This window comes from Herbaspirillum lusitanum (assembly GCF_046025995.1).
Classification (GTDB): Bacteria; Pseudomonadota; Gammaproteobacteria; order Burkholderiales; family Burkholderiaceae_D; genus Herbaspirillum; species Herbaspirillum lusitanum_A.
This window is the reverse complement of sequence record NZ_JAQQFM010000005.1, coordinates 242,900-258,073: the sequence shown is the minus strand read 5'-3', so window position 1 is coordinate 258,073 and position 15,174 is coordinate 242,900. Positions and strand designations below refer to the sequence as shown.

13 protein-coding genes and 1 tRNA gene are annotated in these 15,174 nt (G+C 58.5%); 6 read left to right on the top strand and 8 right to left on the bottom strand.

From position 1 onward, the window contains the following. Nucleotides 1-29 precede the first annotated feature (29 nt). Nucleotides 30-938, bottom strand: a complete 909-nt coding sequence (locus tag PQR62_RS12440; protein ID WP_408158261.1) for a LysR family transcriptional regulator — start codon at nucleotides 936-938, stop codon at nucleotides 30-32. A gap of 263 nt (nucleotides 939-1,201) precedes the next feature. Here PQR62_RS12440 and PQR62_RS12435 point away from each other — a divergent pair, with 263 nt between their 5' ends. The 4 genes from PQR62_RS12435 (at nucleotide 1,202) to PQR62_RS12420 (ending at nucleotide 4,789) form a co-directional block, all read left to right on the top strand. Next, the gene (locus PQR62_RS12435; RefSeq protein WP_408158260.1) at nucleotides 1,202-1,480 is read left to right on the top strand and encodes a DUF4148 domain-containing protein; all 279 of its coding nucleotides are present in this window, start codon (nucleotides 1,202-1,204) and stop codon (nucleotides 1,478-1,480) included. A 595-nt stretch (nucleotides 1,481-2,075) separates the two neighbouring features. Continuing rightward, nucleotides 2,076-3,329: an aspartate kinase gene (locus PQR62_RS12430; protein WP_408158259.1), complete on the top strand. Its 1,254-nt coding sequence runs from the start codon at nucleotides 2,076-2,078 to the stop codon at nucleotides 3,327-3,329. Nucleotides 3,330-3,473: 144 nt separating this feature from the next. Then, nucleotides 3,474-3,567 (top strand) — tRNA-Ser (locus PQR62_RS12425). Between the two features lie 487 nt (nucleotides 3,568-4,054). Continuing rightward, the gene (locus tag PQR62_RS12420) at nucleotides 4,055-4,789 is read left to right on the top strand and encodes an MgtC/SapB family protein (RefSeq protein WP_408158258.1); all 735 of its coding nucleotides are present in this window, start codon (nucleotides 4,055-4,057) and stop codon (nucleotides 4,787-4,789) included. 54 nt (nucleotides 4,790-4,843) lie between these two features. Here the strand turns inward: PQR62_RS12420 and PQR62_RS12415 are convergent, their stop codons facing one another. Beyond that, on the bottom strand, nucleotides 4,844-6,046 hold the full coding sequence (locus PQR62_RS12415; RefSeq protein ID WP_408158257.1) for a serine hydrolase domain-containing protein: 1,203 nt from the start codon (nucleotides 6,044-6,046) through the stop codon (nucleotides 4,844-4,846). 467 nt (nucleotides 6,047-6,513) lie between these two features. On the opposite strand from PQR62_RS12415, the gene PQR62_RS12410 reads away from it, so the two are divergent. Together PQR62_RS12410 and PQR62_RS12405 are read left to right on the top strand one after the other, a co-directional pair. After that, nucleotides 6,514-7,413: an alpha/beta hydrolase gene (locus tag PQR62_RS12410; RefSeq protein ID WP_408158256.1), complete on the top strand. Its 900-nt coding sequence runs from the start codon at nucleotides 6,514-6,516 to the stop codon at nucleotides 7,411-7,413. A 149-nt stretch (nucleotides 7,414-7,562) separates the two neighbouring features. Then, nucleotides 7,563-8,072: a DUF4118 domain-containing protein gene (locus PQR62_RS12405; RefSeq protein WP_408158255.1), complete on the top strand. Its 510-nt coding sequence runs from the start codon at nucleotides 7,563-7,565 to the stop codon at nucleotides 8,070-8,072. A gap of 106 nt (nucleotides 8,073-8,178) precedes the next feature. Here the strand turns inward: PQR62_RS12405 and PQR62_RS12400 are convergent, their stop codons facing one another. The 6 genes from PQR62_RS12400 to PQR62_RS12375 form a co-directional block, all read right to left on the bottom strand. Next, entirely contained in the window at nucleotides 8,179-9,138 is a 960-nt protein-coding gene (locus tag PQR62_RS12400; protein WP_408158543.1) for a TRAP transporter substrate-binding protein, read from the bottom strand. Between the two features lie 90 nt (nucleotides 9,139-9,228). Then, nucleotides 9,229-10,353 carry a zinc-dependent alcohol dehydrogenase family protein gene (locus tag PQR62_RS12395; RefSeq protein WP_408158254.1) on the bottom strand — a complete coding sequence of 375 codons (1,125 nt, stop codon included), beginning with the start codon at nucleotides 10,351-10,353 and terminating at the stop codon, nucleotides 9,229-9,231. 68 nt (nucleotides 10,354-10,421) lie between these two features. Continuing rightward, on the bottom strand, nucleotides 10,422-11,297 hold the full coding sequence (locus tag PQR62_RS12390; RefSeq protein ID WP_408158253.1) for an HpcH/HpaI aldolase/citrate lyase family protein: 876 nt from the start codon (nucleotides 11,295-11,297) through the stop codon (nucleotides 10,422-10,424). After that, the gene (locus PQR62_RS12385) at nucleotides 11,297-12,487 is read right to left on the bottom strand and encodes a CaiB/BaiF CoA transferase family protein (protein WP_408158252.1); all 1,191 of its coding nucleotides are present in this window, start codon (nucleotides 12,485-12,487) and stop codon (nucleotides 11,297-11,299) included. The genes PQR62_RS12390 and PQR62_RS12385 overlap by 1 nt, the downstream gene beginning before the upstream one ends. Before the next feature lie 98 nt (nucleotides 12,488-12,585). Next, a complete protein-coding gene (locus tag PQR62_RS12380; protein ID WP_408158251.1) occupies nucleotides 12,586-13,962 on the bottom strand; it encodes an MmgE/PrpD family protein in 1,377 nt (458 codons plus the stop codon). Nucleotides 13,963-13,971: 9 nt separating this feature from the next. Continuing rightward, nucleotides 13,972-15,132, bottom strand: coding sequence for an acyl-CoA dehydrogenase family protein (locus PQR62_RS12375; RefSeq protein WP_408158250.1), 1,161 nt, complete (start codon nucleotides 15,130-15,132; stop codon nucleotides 13,972-13,974). Nucleotides 15,133-15,174: the final 42 nt, after the last annotated feature.

Below are 15,174 nucleotides of genomic sequence, written 5' to 3'. Positions count from 1 at the left end.
ATAACTCCCCCGTCCCAGCCTGAATTGGCTTACAGCCAGGCATCCGCCTCGGGATGCGGAAACATCTCCGAAATGTAATCCACAAAGCTGCGCACCTTGGCCGACATCTGCCGGCGACTGGAGTAAGCCAGCGAGATTGCGATTTCGCCTGCGCGGTGGTTCGGCAGCACCCGCTGCAAGCGGCCTGAGCGCAAGTCGTCGCCGAGGCTGAACGAAGGCCGCATTACGATCCCCATGCCGGCCAGCGCAAAATCGCGTAATAGCGTGCTGTTGTTGGACACTACCCTGCTGATGATGGCGACATCGCGCATCCCGTCTTCGGTTTCCAGATGCCAGTAGTGGCGCAGATGCTCATGAGAAAAATTAAGACAGATATGACTGGAAAGTTCATCGGGCGTCTGCGGCGCGCCATGTTTTTCGATGTATTCGGCCGAGGCGCACAAGATCGCCCTTGATACCCCCAACTTGCGCACCACCATGCTGGCATCGATCTTTTGCAGACTGCTGAAAAACCCCACGTCCATGCCCTCTTCCACCAGATCGACCGGGCGATCCGACAAGGTGATGTCCAGCACCACCTCGGGATAGGCTTTGGCATAGCCGGGCAGAATCTTGCCCAGTTGGGTCTGGCCGAAACCGGAAACCGAATACAGCGCCAGTGTGCCGGTCGGCCGCTTGGTCTCCAGCGAGACCAAGGCTTCGGCATCGTCGATTTCCGGCAGAATGTGACGTACGCGCTCCAGATAGGCCTGCCCGGCTTCGGTCAGCGACAGCTTGCGCGTAGAGCGATTCAACAGACGGGTGCCGAGATGCGCTTCCAGATCGGCGATGAAGCGGGTAGCGACCGCATTGGAGATTTCCAGATTTTCGGCCGCGCGCACAAAGCTGCCCTGCTCCGCTACCTTGGCAAAGACGCGCATCGATTGCAGCCTGTCCATTTTCAACCCCTTTATTGTTCCAGAAACAGAAATAGTCAATTCCGATTAAACCCATTTTTCTTTGATCGCGCAACTCGTACACTGCTTCCATCGGTTAAGACAAGCAATAGCAAGACATCTCAACCGGGGCCCGAAGTGCGTAGCCCTCTATGACGACCGGCAACGGCCGCCCGAATCAGTTGCCTCAAAGAAAATTATTTGGACATCAATTCGTTTTACGCATTTCAGGATTGGAAAATCCACTGTCAGAAGGAACAATCATCATGAACATCAAGCAAATCATCGTCGCCACTACTCTTCTCGCCGCCGCAGGCGCAGCAATGGCTGAAGCTCCATATCCGCCAGAAACCAAGTTCGTGTCGACCAAGACCCGCGCCGACGTGATCGCTGAGCTGCAACAAGCACAAGCCAATCACGAAATCGCTTCGCGTAACGAATATCCTATCGTGCGTCAGCCAAGCACCGGTCTGAGCCGTCAGGAAGTGAAGAGCGAAGTGCAGCAAGCACAACGCAAGTCGGACAGCCTGTATAGCGGCGCTTGATTCGACTGCGAAGATTGACAGCTTACCGGCTCCGCTCCCCGGAATCGTCAGCTGCAGATCCAGCTTTCAGCAGCTCTGCAATACCGATGTTTTAGTAGTCAGCATGCAGTCGTCTTTTTAGATGTACTGCCAGCCAACAAACATTTGTCCCTGCATCATTTGTTGTGATCAAGTTGTAGCGTTACCCGCTGTACCTGCAAGACCGCCGCACCTGTTGCCATATCCGCTGTCCTCCCCTCAGCCCATATGGCGGCCGGTGCCCCAAACCCTCAAGCGCCGACTTCAGTCTTACCTCCCGTCTCACCCGCCCTTATCCAACTCCTGCTTTGGCTCATCAGCGCGGACTCAGTCTCCACAACCGCATGTGCTCAATCTTTTATATCGTTTGAATGTTCATTCAGATGACTCCCGATTTGATTCGAATGATTCTCAGCAAGCCCGGGCCGCTTATTGCCGAACCGCCAAAATCGTCTTGTGCGCCTGCAAATCACAGCTTTTTCTTGTGAATTTCACGCCAGCCATGTAGAGTCAAGGGTTTGTTTTCCCCGGCCTAGCTCGCATTCCGTCAAAGTCAGGCCCCATTCTTTCATTCCCTATGGCTCTATACGTTCACAAATACGGCGGCACTTCGATGGGCTCAACCGAGCGCATCAAGAATGTCGCGAAGCGCGTTGCCAAATGGCACGACGCTGGCCATCAGATCGTTGTGGTTCCATCCGCAATGTCTGGTGAAACCAATCGCCTGCTGGGCCTGGCGAAAGAAATCATGGCTCAGCCCGAAGGCCGCGAACTCGATATGCTGGCCTCGACCGGCGAACAGGCTTCGGTCGCGCTGCTGGCCATCGCGCTGCAGGCGCTCGGCAAAGAAGCGGTGTCCTACGCCGGCTGGCAAGTGCCGATCAAGACCGATTCGTCCTATACCAAGGCGCGCATCCGATCGATCGACGACGTCCGCATCCGCAAGGATCTGAATGCCGGCAAGATCGTCGTGATCACCGGCTTCCAGGGTGTGGATGCCGACGGCAACATCACCACGCTGGGCCGTGGCGGCTCCGACACTTCGGCCGTGGCGGTTGCTGCCGCGATCAAGGCCGCCGAATGCCTGATCTACACCGACGTCGATGGCGTCTACACCACCGATCCGCGCGTGGTGAGCGACGCCCGCCGTCTTAACACCGTCACATTTGAAGAGATGCTGGAAATGGCATCGCTGGGTTCGAAAGTACTGCAGATCCGCTCGGTCGAATTTGCCGGCAACTACAAGATGCCGACGCGCGTGCTGTCGTCGCTGACTGACCCACTCATGTCGCTGGACGAAGAAACCGTTTCCGGCACCCTGATTTCGTTTGAGGAAGACACCAATATGGAACAAGCCACCATCACCGGCATCGCATTTTCCCGCGACGAAGCCAAGATCACCGTGCTCGGCGTGCCGGATCGTCCGGGCATCGCCTATCAGATCCTGGGCCCGGTCGCCGATGCCAACATCGAAGTCGACATGATCATTCAGAATCAGTCCTTCGAAGGCAAGACTGATTTCACCTTCACCGTGCCGCGCGCCGAATACGCAAAGGCCATTGATGTGCTGAACAACGGCGTGAAGAGCCACATCGGCGCCGCCAGCATCAGCGGCGACACCAAGGTATCGAAGGTCTCGGTGGTCGGCGTAGGCATGCGAAGCCACGTCGGCATCGCATCGCAGATGTTCCGCACGCTGTCGGAAGAAGGCGTCAACATCCAGATGATCTCGACATCCGAAATCAAGATCTCGGTGCTGATCGATGAGAAATACATGGAGCTGGCCGTGCGCGCATTGCACAAGGCATTCGATCTGGACAGCCCTAAATAATGCTGTCGGCGGCATAGGCCGCCGCTCATTTGCAGGACCTTCCCCGCTCTGCATAAATTATCGAGCGATGTGATTGACCAAATGCGGATGAGAAGTTATTATGCGTGACTTCGCTGAGGCAGCGCAGCAATTTGCCTTCAGTGTGGAGACGTGGCCGAGTGGTCGAAGGCACTTCCCTGCTAAGGAAGCATACGGGCTTAAACCTGTATCGAGGGTTCGACTCCCTCCGTCTCCGCCAAAATACGAACGCCCGCAAGCAATTGCGGGCGTTTTTATTTTGCAGTTCAATTTTCGTTTGCGCAGCAAACCCATATGCGGCGGCGAGTAAGCCGCCTGCGCGGCTTACGTGAGGGATTCGAAGGGAATCGCTTGCAAGCGATTCAGCGGCCTGCGCGGTGCAGGCGACTCCCTCCGTCTCCGCCAAAATACAAACGCCCGCAAGCAATTGCGGGAGTTTTTATTTGTACTGCGATTTCATCTCTCAGGCTTCCTCGCGTAAACGATTCCATCGTCCGACCGCTGCAGTGTGCGGGCGAGCTTGATTCCCCCTACGGTAAAAACACACCATCTCTGCCGCCTCACATCCTTGCTTTCATGCTGGACGCATCTCTCATCTGCTGATAATGTCTGCGCAAATTTTGCGCGGGACGATGTGCGCCGAAAACTCTTGCGAGTCTAGGCAGTTCCCGCACACCATTCATCTGCCATCACGCGAGCGACGCCCTATGCAATCCCTGCAATCTCTCCAAGCCCTGCAGAACATCAACCTGATGTCGCTGCTCGACACGCTCATCAGTCTGACCACCGCCTTCGTGCTCGGCAGCCTGATCGGTCTTGAGCGTCAGTACCGGCAACGCACCGCAGGCCTGCGTACCAATGTATTGGTCGCGCTCGGTTCTGCGGTGTTTGTCGACATGGCGAATCGCCTGCACGGGCATGACGGCGCGGTGCATGTGGTGGCGTATGTCGTTTCCGGCGTGGGTTTTCTCGGCGCCGGCGTGATCATGCGCGAAGAAGGCAATGTGCGCGGCATCAATACCGCCGCCACGCTGTGGGGCTCGGCCGCCGTCGGCGCAGCAGCCGGTGCCGATCTGATTCTGGAAGCGATACTGGCGACAGTCTTCGTCCTTGCCGCCAATACCTTGCTGCGCCCCATCGTCAACGCCATCAACCGCAAGCCGCTGGATGTGCCTTCGGTGGAAGTCACCAACACGCTGCACCTGATCGTCGAGCGCGCGCATCAGAAACTGGTGCTGGCGCAGCTCACGCAGATTCTCGACAGCAGCAAATATCCGACGCACGATCTGGAAGTCCGCACCTTTGGCGACGACGAAGTCGAGATCGAGGCGACGCTGGCGGCAACCTCGGTCAACGGCGACGAGCTGGAAGTGCTGGTGCAGCGCCTGGCGGCCATGCACGCCGTCAAGCAGGTGTTCTGGAGTCCGAGTACCACCGATTGAGTTTCTCTCGATTACAGAGGCTTACAACGCGCTCACAGGGCCGGCAATCAGACCTCAGTGCGCCTGCTTCTGCAGCGCGGCGACCATGCTGCGAAACGCAGCCACCGTCAGCGCCTCATCCTGTTCCGCGCCGTGATCGCTCAGCTTGACGATCACGGTATCGCTGACCGGATCGATATACACGTATTGCCCATGAATCCCGATCGCGGTGTAATCGCGCGCGTCGCCTGAGCCATTCAGGCGCGGCAGCCACCAGCCACGGCCATAGTCGAAATGGTCGTCGGCATGGCCGGTCGCCTCCGGTTTTTGCATCCACTGCGCCGGCAGAATCTGGCGTTCGCCAAGCTTACCGTTCCGCAAATGCAGCAGACCATAGCGCGCAAAATCGATCGCGCGCGCATTCACACAGCAGAAGCCTTTTTCGACTTGATTACGATCGCTGTCGATGCTCCAGCTCGCGGCATACTGCGCCCTCATAGGCTGCCAGATCTTGTGCTGCAGGTAGTGACTCAGCGATTCGCCGGTGGCCGCCGACAGCAGCATGCCCAGCAACAGATAATCGACGCTGCGATATTCGAATCCCTGCTGCGGCGTATAGGCAACGGTATCCAGCTCACGCACGAAGCGCCGCAGATCGGTGGTGATGTACATGTAGGCGATCCTGGAAAACACGCTGTCGTAACGTTCATCGACATGAATGCCGGAACGCATGTGCAACAGATCGTAGACCCGCAGCTTGGAAAAGCGTGCCGGCAGCTCCGGCAGATAAAGGCTGACAGGATCGTCGAGCGAGCCGATCTTGCCTTCGTTCAGCGCCACGCCGACCAGATCGGAGAGCATGGATTTGGCAAGCGAAAAAGACGGAAACACAGTATCGCGCTGCGAGCCACGCGGATAACTTTCGAACACCAGCGCGCCTCGATGCAGCACCAGCAAAGCATTGGTATGCGTGGCCTTAAGGAACTGCGCAAAGTCTATGGATTGTCCATCGCGCCAGGCAATCTGCGGCGCCAGGGCTTGCAACTGCTCCGGTAAAGGCTGCGTATCGACGGAATCCGGCGGCGGCGCAATTTGCACCTCGCTGCTGTCAAAGAATTTATAGCTGCCTGAAGGCGGCTCCCATTCCAGCGCCAGGGCCAGCAAAGCCGGTGGCGCCGGTATCCTGCTCAGGCGCGTTGCGGCATAGGACAACAGGGCAAGCAAGGACACTGAAATGACAATGAAGAGCAGCGTTTTCTGCAGCGTTTTTTTTGACATGAAGCGGCGACATTTCTCCAGAGAAATTTCATCAAGAAATTTTTCCAGGCATTTTTAATGAATAAGTGCGAAACAACATCGGCAAGCTATCAAGAAGCTATCAAACGCGCCGATGAATAGATGAGGAAGAAAAATTTCCGACAAATGCTCTCATCGGCCTGTCCACGCCGCAAGACTTTTGTACGTTAACTTGTCTGAAAAAGAAGGACAAAAAGACGGCTCCCCAAAGCCCCAAAAACGCCGCAAAAAATGCGTCCATGCGTGAATGAAAATGCATGAAATATGCAACGCCTGGCAACATTTTCTGTCCACGAGTAGACTAGCGATCGAAGTTAATTGATTTTTTGCATGTATGTTGAGGTTTTAGTTAAAAGAAAGCATAAGAAATGCTCCGGATCTGCAGCATAACGGGGGGCGAACGCATCGCCGGATAGAGCAGTGGGATGCTCATCAAATAAAACAGGTTTATGGAATCGAAGGCAAGCGTCGAAGTCAGCGACGACATCACTGAAGAACGGCCCTCCGGCCCGCACAAGGATCACGCCGTGATTCTGCTGCACGGCCTGTGCGGCTCCGCGCTGGAACTCGGCACCATTCCCAAGCTGCTCAAAAAAGCCAACTGTACGGTGGTGCTGCTCAATATCGACAACTACTCCGCTGCGCTGACCAACGAACGCGTCTCGCCAAACTGGATGGACTGGTGCGCCATCGTCGAGAGCAAGGTGTCGCGCCTCAAGGAAGAATTCAAGACGGTCTCCATCTGCGGCCTCAGCATGGGCGCCACGCTGGCGCTGGCGGTGGCATCGCGCAGCAGCGAATTGCTGAGCGTGGTGCTGCTGTCGCCAGTGCTGCAATACGACGGCTGGTCGGTGCCCTGTTATCAGAAACTGCTGGCGGTGGTCTACGACATGGGCTTTCGCAACTGGTCGTACAAGGAAAGCGAACCCTACGGCATCAAGAATTTCGAAATGCGGCGCCGTGTCAGCAATGCGTTGAAGAAGGACGGCGTCGCCGCAGTCGGTGCGGCTTCGATCCCCGCGCGCCATCTGCGCGCAGCGCAAAGGATGATGGCCTATGTACGGCAGGCCTTGCCGCTGGTGCGGGCCAATACCTTGATCATTCATTCCATCGACGATGAAACCGCCTCCCCGCGCAATGCCGAAATGATCCAGCAAGGCATCTCCTCTGAAGTGCGCAAGATGGTCTGGCTCGGCGATTGTTATCACATCATCACGGTCGACAACGAACGCGAGATTGTCAGCAATGAAACAGTGCAATTCATTCGCCGCAGCATCGATCTGCATGGCAATGAATTGTCGCGCAAGTACTTGGCGCACACCTCGCCGCTGAAAGACCGGCGTCAATAAATACAACAAAAACCGAAACACGGAATACGAGTTGCAGCATCGTCAGGCCGCTGCAAGATAAGTAATTTACTATTCACCAGGCCGCTTCATACACGGCGCTAAGGCAGAGCAAGACCATGGACACCTCAAGAACAAGCGCGAAAGCCCTCATGAGTCTGATCAAACTAAAAAATGCGAAAAGCTGGAGACCACAGGGGATACGTCCGGTGCTGGCCTGTGCACTGGGATTTATCATCGCCTTCGGCCTGCGCTATGCACTCAGCCCTTTCGTCGATGAATCGATGTCGATGCTGTTCTTCGCACTGAACTGCATCATTGCGAGTTATCTGTTCGGCTATTTCTATTCCTTCGTCCTGCTATTCGTCAGCGTGCCGACTGCGATGTTCTTTTTCCGCAAGCCCTTCTACACCATGGATGGCCTGAACCAGAAAGACATCTTCCTGGTTCTGGTCTACACCACCATCGTCATGCTGGCCTCGCTGATCATCGAATGGCTGCAACGCGAGCGCTATGCCGCCGTGCTGCAACAGCGCGTCTCGGAAACACGTTATCAGTTGCTGATCGAATCGGATCAGGCGCGCCGCGCTGAATATGCCGAGCAATTCGCCGCCAGCCAGGCACAGGCTGAAGCCGACAGCAAGCAGATGGTGCAAGGCTGAGGCACAAACTTCATCGGAAAACAGAGCGCTCAATAGAAAATGCCGTTCAGCCAACAACTGAACGGCATTTTTTTCCTGCTACCGGCAGACCAGCCGCCTTCTCGCCTTATTTGATACCCAGCGCCTCGGACTCCTTGTAGATCGCCTGAATCAGATCCTTGCCGACGCGCGACTCCATCGATTTGTGTACCGGCATCAGCGCCTTGCGCCACTCGGCTTTCTCGGCATCGCTCAGGTAATACACCTTGGTCTTGCCGGACGCCTTGATCGCGGCCAATGCATCTTCATTTTCCTTTTGCGCGATGGCATTGGCATACTTGCTGGCATCCTTCATTGCGCCCTCCAGCTCGCCGCGCACATCGGCCGGCAGCGAATCCCAGAACTTCTTGTTCACGATCACCGCATAGCCGATATAGCCGTGATCCGACACCGTGAGATTGCTCTGCACCTCATGCATTTTTTGCGTGTAGACATTGGAAGGCGTGTTCTCGCTGCCATCCACCACCCCGGTCTGCATGGCCTGATACACCTCGGAGAAGGCCAGCACCTGCGGATTGGCCTTCAGGGCACGGAACTGTTCGTCCAGCACCTTGGATGACTGGATGCGCATCTTCAGCCCACGGAAGTCGCTGACCTTGTGCAGCGGCTTGTTGGCGGTCATCACCTTCATGCCGTTATCCCAATACGCCAGGCCTTTGATGCCCTTGCCTTCCAGTTTCTGAAACAGGCCCTGCCCGACCGGGCCTTCCGTCACGCGCGCCAGTACAGCGCGATTGGGGAAGATGTAAGGCAGGTCGAACACTTCAAACTCCTTCACGCCCAGGGGGCCGAATTTCGCGAGCGAAGGCGCCAGCATCTGCACTGCGCCAAGCTGCAGCGCTTCCAGTTCTTCCTTGTCCTTGTACAACGTACTGTTCGGATAAAGCTCCACCTTCACGCGGCCCTTGGTCGCTTTTTCCGCCAGTTCCTTGAAGCGCTCCGCACCCTTGCCCTTGGGCGTATCGTTGGCCACCACATGGCTGAACTTGATCACGATAGGCTGCTGCGCCAGCGCGCTGCCCGACATCGCAAGTGCACCCAGCGTCAGCCATACACCACTCACGGCTGCGAATAATTTTTTGTTCATTAGCCTGTCTCCTCAATCATTTTAGTTTTGCTAAAACACAATCAGATCGCGCAAGCCCTCCCCTGAAGCAAGGCGGTCGAAACCGCTGTTGATTTCCGACAGCGGCATGCGCTGCCCCATCAGTTTGTCGACCGGCAAGCGGCCACTCCGATACAAGCCTATGTAGCGCGGAATATCGCGCAGCGGCACACAGGAGCCAATGTAACTGCCCTTCACCGTGCGCTCCTCCGCCACCAGGCTGACCTGTTGCAAGGCCCATTTCTGATCCGGCGCCGGCAAACCTGCGGTGACGGTCATGCCGCCGCGCCGCGTCATGCGATACGCAGCTTCCATCGCCTGCACCGAACCGGCCATCTCGAATGCATAATCGACGCCGCCCTTGGTCAAGGCCTTAACCTTTTCCACCGCATCGGGATCGCGCGCATTGACCGTGGCGGTCGCGCCCAACTGCTTCGCCAGTTCCAGTTTGCTGTCATGCAGATCCACCGCAATCACTTGGCGCGCGCCGGACGCCAGCGCGCCCAGCATCGCGCACAAACCGACTCCGCCCAGGCCCAGCACCGCCGCCGTGGTGCCGGCCTTGACCTCGGCCGTGTTCACGGCGGCGCCGACGCCGGTCAACACCGCGCAGCCGAACAAGGCGGCTTCCACCGGATCGATGTCGGCGTCGATCTTCACACAGGATCGCCGCGAAACCACGGCATGATCGGCGAAGGCAGACACCCCGAGGTGGTGATTCACATGCTGGCCCTGCCCATGCAAACGCATGGCGCCGGACAGCAACTGGCCCTTGGTATTGGTCTCGGCGCCGGGTTCGCACAAGGCCGGACGGCCTTCCATGCAGGGCATGCAATGCCCGCAGCTGGGCACGAACACCAGCACCACCAGATCGCCCGGCCGCAGATCGTTCACGCCGGCGCCGGTCTGCACCACTTCCGCCGAGGCTTCATGTCCCAGCGCCATTGGCACCGGTCGCGGCCGCGCACCGGTAATGACCGACAGATCGGAATGGCATAGCCCGGCCGCGCGTATCTTCACCAGTACTTCGCCGGGCCCCGGCGCATCCAGCTCCAGGGTCTCTATCTTCAGCGGCTGACTTTGCGCAAACGGCTGGACGTCGCTCATTGCTCTCAATACGGCGGCCTGAATTTTCATCTGTCTCTCCCGGTGGATGTGATGGCTTGCGAGGATTTTCGAGACATCAGATTACACCGAAGCCGACCTCAGACCGCTGAACCCTCAGTTGAATTTATTTCGCCCAGCCTTGCCAGAAAACGCTGCGCCTGCATGATCACCGGTTTGTCGATCATCTTGCCGTTCAGCGAGATCGCGCCGCCGTCGCTATGCGACACCGCCTGCATCACCGCACGCGCCCAGGCCGCCTCTTCCGCGCTCGGCAAGAAACCGCGATTGACCGCTTCAACCTGTCTGGGATGAATGCACAGCTTGGCGCCAAAACCAAGACGACGGGCACGTGCCACAGCCTCTTCCAGAAAGGCAGGATCGTCAAATGAAGTTGTCACGCCATCCACCGGCGGCGCAATATCAGCCAGCCGCGAAGCCAGCACCATCTCGACCCGCAGATGTGCCAGTTCGCTCTCCAGCGCATCGCATTGCATGCCGAGATCGACCTGCAAATCAATCGAACCAAAGGCCAGCCGCGCTACGCCGGGCTGGCGCGCCAGCTCGCGCATATTGGCAATGCCGGCCGCACTTTCTATCAAGGGCAGCACTTTTCTCTCAGCGTGCGTAGCCTGCATCGCGTCTGCCACACGTCGTAGCGAGTCGGCCGCCTCGGCCTTGGGCAAGACGATACCGGCCAGTGGCAAACCGGCAAAGCAGCGCAGATCGTCTGCATGCCATGCGCTATCGGCAGCATTGATGCGCACCCACAAGCGCGGCTGCGGGCCATGCTGCTGCAGCCAATCGGCCAGTGTGTCGCGCGCCTCGTCCTTGAGCGCCGGCGCCACCGCATCTTCCAGATCGACGATCACCGCATCGGCGCCGCTGCTCAGCGCCTTGCCGTAACGCTCGGGCCGATTGGCCGGCACGAACAGATAGGAGCTGGCGTCCTGGCTAACATGGATGCCGGCCTCCATCAGATCGCTCCGCGCTCGCGCATTTCGGCAATCTTTTGCGGTTGATAGCCGAGGCTGCCGAGGATGGCGTCGGTATGCTGGCCCAGCGCCGGCACGCCATCCATGCGGTATGCATAAGAGTTGTTGACGCCCGGCGGTAAAAGCGCCGGCAAGACGCCGGCCGGCGACGGCACTTCGGCCCAGCGTTCGCGCGCCGCGAGTTGCGGGTGCTGCCACAGATCCTGCATGCTGCTGACGCCGGCATTGGCGATCTGCGCCTGATCCAGGCGCGACAGCACTTGCTCGGCCGTCATGTCGGCAAACATCTTCAGGATCAGACTGCGCAACTCATCGCGATGCTCATGGCGCCGCGAATTGCTGGAGAACCGTGGGTCGCTCGCCAGCGCTGCATCCTGCAAAACCTGTTCGCAAAACACCTTCCACTCGCGCTCGTTCTGCAAGCCCAGCATGACGGTCTTGCCGTCGCCCGCCATGAACGGGCCGTAGGGATAAATCGTGGCATGCTCGGCGCCCGAGCGCACCGGCTGCGATGCGCCCTGATAAGCGTAATACATGGGAAAACTCATCCATTCGGTGAGCGCTTCCAGCATCGACAAGTCGATGTGGCTGCCTTCCCCATCGCGGCCACGCTTGATCAGCGCCGCCAGAATATTCGAGTAGGCGTACATGCCCGCCGCGATATCGGCGATCGAACAACCTGCCTTGGCCATGTCGTCGCGCGTGCCGGTCACCGACAGGAATCCGGCTTCGCTCTGGATCAGCAGATCGTAGGCTTTCTTGTCGCGATATGGCCCGTTTTCGCCATAACCCGAAATATCGCAGACGATCAGGCGCGGATATTTTTCGTGCAGCCTGGCGGCCGACAAGCCCAGACCTGCTGCGGCGCCGGGAGCGAGATTCTGCACCAGCACATCGGCCTGCGCCAGCAGGCCGTCAATTACATTCTTGCCATCTTCGTCTTTAAGATTGAGCGTCAGGCTTTCCTTGGAACGATTGGTCCACACGAAGTGCGAGGACAAGCCGTTCACGCGCTCGTCGTAGCCGCGCGCAAAATCGCCGACGCCGGGGCGCTCGATCTTGATCACGCGGGCGCCGAGATCGGCCAGTTGGCGCGTGCAGAACGGCGCGGCAATCGCGTGTTCCAGACTAATGACGGTAATCCCTTCGAGGGGGCGGGTGCTTGGCATCATGATGGTATGGGTCTCCGTAATCCGCTGAGCGGAACTCACAAAATTCTTCAACTGATCTTCTGATCTGTATTGTCGCCTGGGCTCTGTACACCAGCGATTCAGAACAATTCGCTCAGCGACTTCTCTTCATGCAAGTGCCAGGCGTGCGCAATGATCTTCCGGATTTCCTTGTCGCTGGCCGCCTGCGAAAAGCGGATCAGCTTGTGCGCCTTCAACTCCAGCTCTGGCCGCGTCAAGGTGTTGTCCGGATCGCCCTTGGGCACATCGACCGCGGCGCTGAGCCGGCGGCCATCCGTCGTCTCGACGTCGACGCGACCCAGCCAGCGCGCCGGATAGGCTGCATCGACTTCGTTATCGAACGTCATCTTCACCTTGCCGCGAAAATCGCTCACGCGCTTATCCTGCAAGGCCTGCTGCTCAAACTCGGTCAGCCCGGCCTGCTGATGTACCGCGATCAGGCCCAGCACCGTACCCATGGAAAACTTGGCCTGATGTACCGTCTGCGGATCGACCACCGGCCCCAGCACATCGATGGCGCCCTGATGCACGCGCGTATTGACGCTGGCGATCTGCTCATGACTCAAGCCTTCGCGCTGCATCAGCAACTGCAGGGCATCGGCTGCCGGATGCGTGTGGCGGCAGGAGGCATGGAACTTGAACGAAGTCTCCGCCGTGGCCCAGCGGCTGCCGAGACCGTCGGTCAGTCGCGAGGGATCCGCATCCGACGACATGCCGGCCGCCATGCCCTGGGCGCCCTCAAGAATGCGCTGGGCGCCGGTGAAACCGTCACGCGTCAGGTAAGCCGCGAGCAGACCATCGGCGGCAGCCTTGCCGGTATGCAGTTGTTTGGAATCCGCTGCATCGCGCAGGAACTCCCACAGACCAGCCGCCTGCGTGCCGGCCGAACCGAGTGCGTTGAGAAACTGCTCGGTGTTGAAATCCATCAGCTTGCCGACCGCCACCGCAGCGGCGACGGTGCCGACCGTGCCGGTGGTGTGAAACACGCGATAGTGCGAACGGCCTAGAAACTCGCCGATGCGGATGCCGGCTTCATAACCGGCAATCGCCGCCACCAGAAAATCCGCACCCGACTTGCCCAGATCCTGCGCCGCTGCCAGCGCCGCAGGAAACACCACCGCCGCCGGATGAAACACCGAACCGTTGTGCACATCGTCCTGCTCCACCAGATGCGAGGACGCGCCGTTCACCAGCGCCGCGAAATACGGCGAGCTGGATTTGCGGCTGGTGAGGATGGTGCTCTTGCCCTCGGCCGGGCCCATGCGCTCGGCATAGCGCTCGATGATCCCGATCTGGCGTGCGCCCTTGCCGGCCAGCGCCGAGGCGAACCAGTCCAGATACAGATCTTCGGCGCGCGCGATGACCGTCGCCGGAATATCTTCATAACGCAGGCTGGCCAAAAATCCGCTCAGCGTGCGCGATGGAAAATCCTTGGATGATGCAGCAGTCTGACTCATGAGATTCCCTTAGAACGAACGCGGCAGACCGAGTACGTGCTCGGCGACGTAGGAGTAAATCAGGTTGGTCGAAATCGGTGCAACCTGGTACAGACGCGTCTCGCGGAACTTGCGTTCGACGTCGTATTCGCAGGCAAAGCCGAAGCCGCCATGCGTCTGCAGACAGACGTTGGCGGCTTCCCAGGATGCCTTGGCCGCCAGGAACTTGGCCATGTTGGCCTCTGCGCCGCAGGGCTGATGCGCATCGAACAATTCGCATGCCTTGAAGCGCATCAGGTTGGCCGCTTCGAGTTCGATATAGCTGTCGGCAATCGGGAACTGCACACCCTGGTTCATCCCGATAGGCCGGTCGAACACGATGCGTTCCTTGGCGTATTGCGCGGCCTTGTCGATGAACCAGTAGCCGTCGCCGATGCACTCGGCGGCGATCAGCGTGCGCTCGGCATTGAGGCCGTCGAGGATGTATTTGAAACCCTTGCCCTCTTCGCCGATCAGGTTCTCGGCCGGGATTTCCAGATTGTCGAAGAACAGTTCATTGGTCTCATGATTGACCATGTTCAGAATCGGCCGCACTTCCATGCCCTTGCCTATCGCCGATTTCAGATCGACCAGGAAGATCGACATGCCTTCCGATTTTTTCTTGACCTGATCCAGCGGCGTGGTGCGCGCCAGCAGAATCATCAGATCGGAATGCTGGATGCGCGAGATCCAGACCTTCTGTCCGTTGACCACATAGCGGTCGCCCTTTTTCACGGCGACGGTCTTGATCTTGGTGGTATCGGTGCCGGTGGTCGGCTCGGTCACGCCCATCGACTGCAGACGCAGTTCGCCGCTGGCGATCTTGGGCAGATACAGCTGCTTCTGCTCATCCGAACCGTGGCGCAGCAAGGTGCCCATGTTGTACATCTGGCCGTGACAGGCACCGGAATTGCCGCCGGTGCGATTGATTTCTTCCATGATCACCGAAGCTTCGGTCAGCCCCAGGCCGGAGCCGCCGTACTCTTGCGGGATCAGCGCGGCCAGCCAGCCGGCCTTGGTCAGCGCATCGACGAATTGCTCGGGGTAGCCGCGCGCTTCATCAACCTTGCGCCAGTATTCGGCCGGAAAAGTATTGCAAAGATCGCGTACTGCGTCGCGCAAATCCTGATACGCGTCTGTCTGATACGACATGTGGTCTCCAGTCTGATGTAATGATGTGATCTCGCGTGCCGC

What these genes read in the sequence shown, in the direction of transcription:
- PQR62_RS12440 (WP_408158261.1), bottom strand. Translation starts at nt 938, where the DNA reads ATGGACAGGCTGCAATCGATGCGCGTCTTTGCCAAGGTAGCGGAGCAG.
- PQR62_RS12375 (WP_408158250.1), bottom strand. Translation starts at nt 15,132, where the DNA reads ATGTCGTATCAGACAGACGCGTATCAGGATTTGCGCGACGCAGTACGC.
- PQR62_RS12390 (WP_408158253.1), bottom strand. Translation starts at nt 11,297, where the DNA reads ATGGAGGCCGGCATCCATGTTAGCCAGGACGCCAGCTCCTATCTGTTC.
- PQR62_RS12410 (WP_408158256.1), top strand. Translation starts at nt 6,514, where the DNA reads ATGGAATCGAAGGCAAGCGTCGAAGTCAGCGACGACATCACTGAAGAA.
- PQR62_RS12435 (WP_408158260.1), top strand. Translation starts at nt 1,202, where the DNA reads ATGAACATCAAGCAAATCATCGTCGCCACTACTCTTCTCGCCGCCGCA.
- PQR62_RS12395 (WP_408158254.1), bottom strand. Translation starts at nt 10,353, where the DNA reads ATGAAAATTCAGGCCGCCGTATTGAGAGCAATGAGCGACGTCCAGCCG.
- PQR62_RS12380 (WP_408158251.1), bottom strand. Translation starts at nt 13,962, where the DNA reads ATGAGTCAGACTGCTGCATCATCCAAGGATTTTCCATCGCGCACGCTG.
- PQR62_RS12400 (WP_408158543.1), bottom strand. Translation starts at nt 9,138, where the DNA reads ATGTCGGGCAGCGCGCTGGCGCAGCAGCCTATCGTGATCAAGTTCAGC.
- PQR62_RS12430 (WP_408158259.1), top strand. Translation starts at nt 2,076, where the DNA reads ATGGCTCTATACGTTCACAAATACGGCGGCACTTCGATGGGCTCAACC.
- PQR62_RS12385 (WP_408158252.1), bottom strand. Translation starts at nt 12,487, where the DNA reads ATGATGCCAAGCACCCGCCCCCTCGAAGGGATTACCGTCATTAGTCTG.
- PQR62_RS12420 (WP_408158258.1), top strand. Translation starts at nt 4,055, where the DNA reads ATGCAATCCCTGCAATCTCTCCAAGCCCTGCAGAACATCAACCTGATG.
- PQR62_RS12405 (WP_408158255.1), top strand. Translation starts at nt 7,563, where the DNA reads ATGAGTCTGATCAAACTAAAAAATGCGAAAAGCTGGAGACCACAGGGG.
- PQR62_RS12415 (WP_408158257.1), bottom strand. Translation starts at nt 6,046, where the DNA reads ATGTCAAAAAAAACGCTGCAGAAAACGCTGCTCTTCATTGTCATTTCA.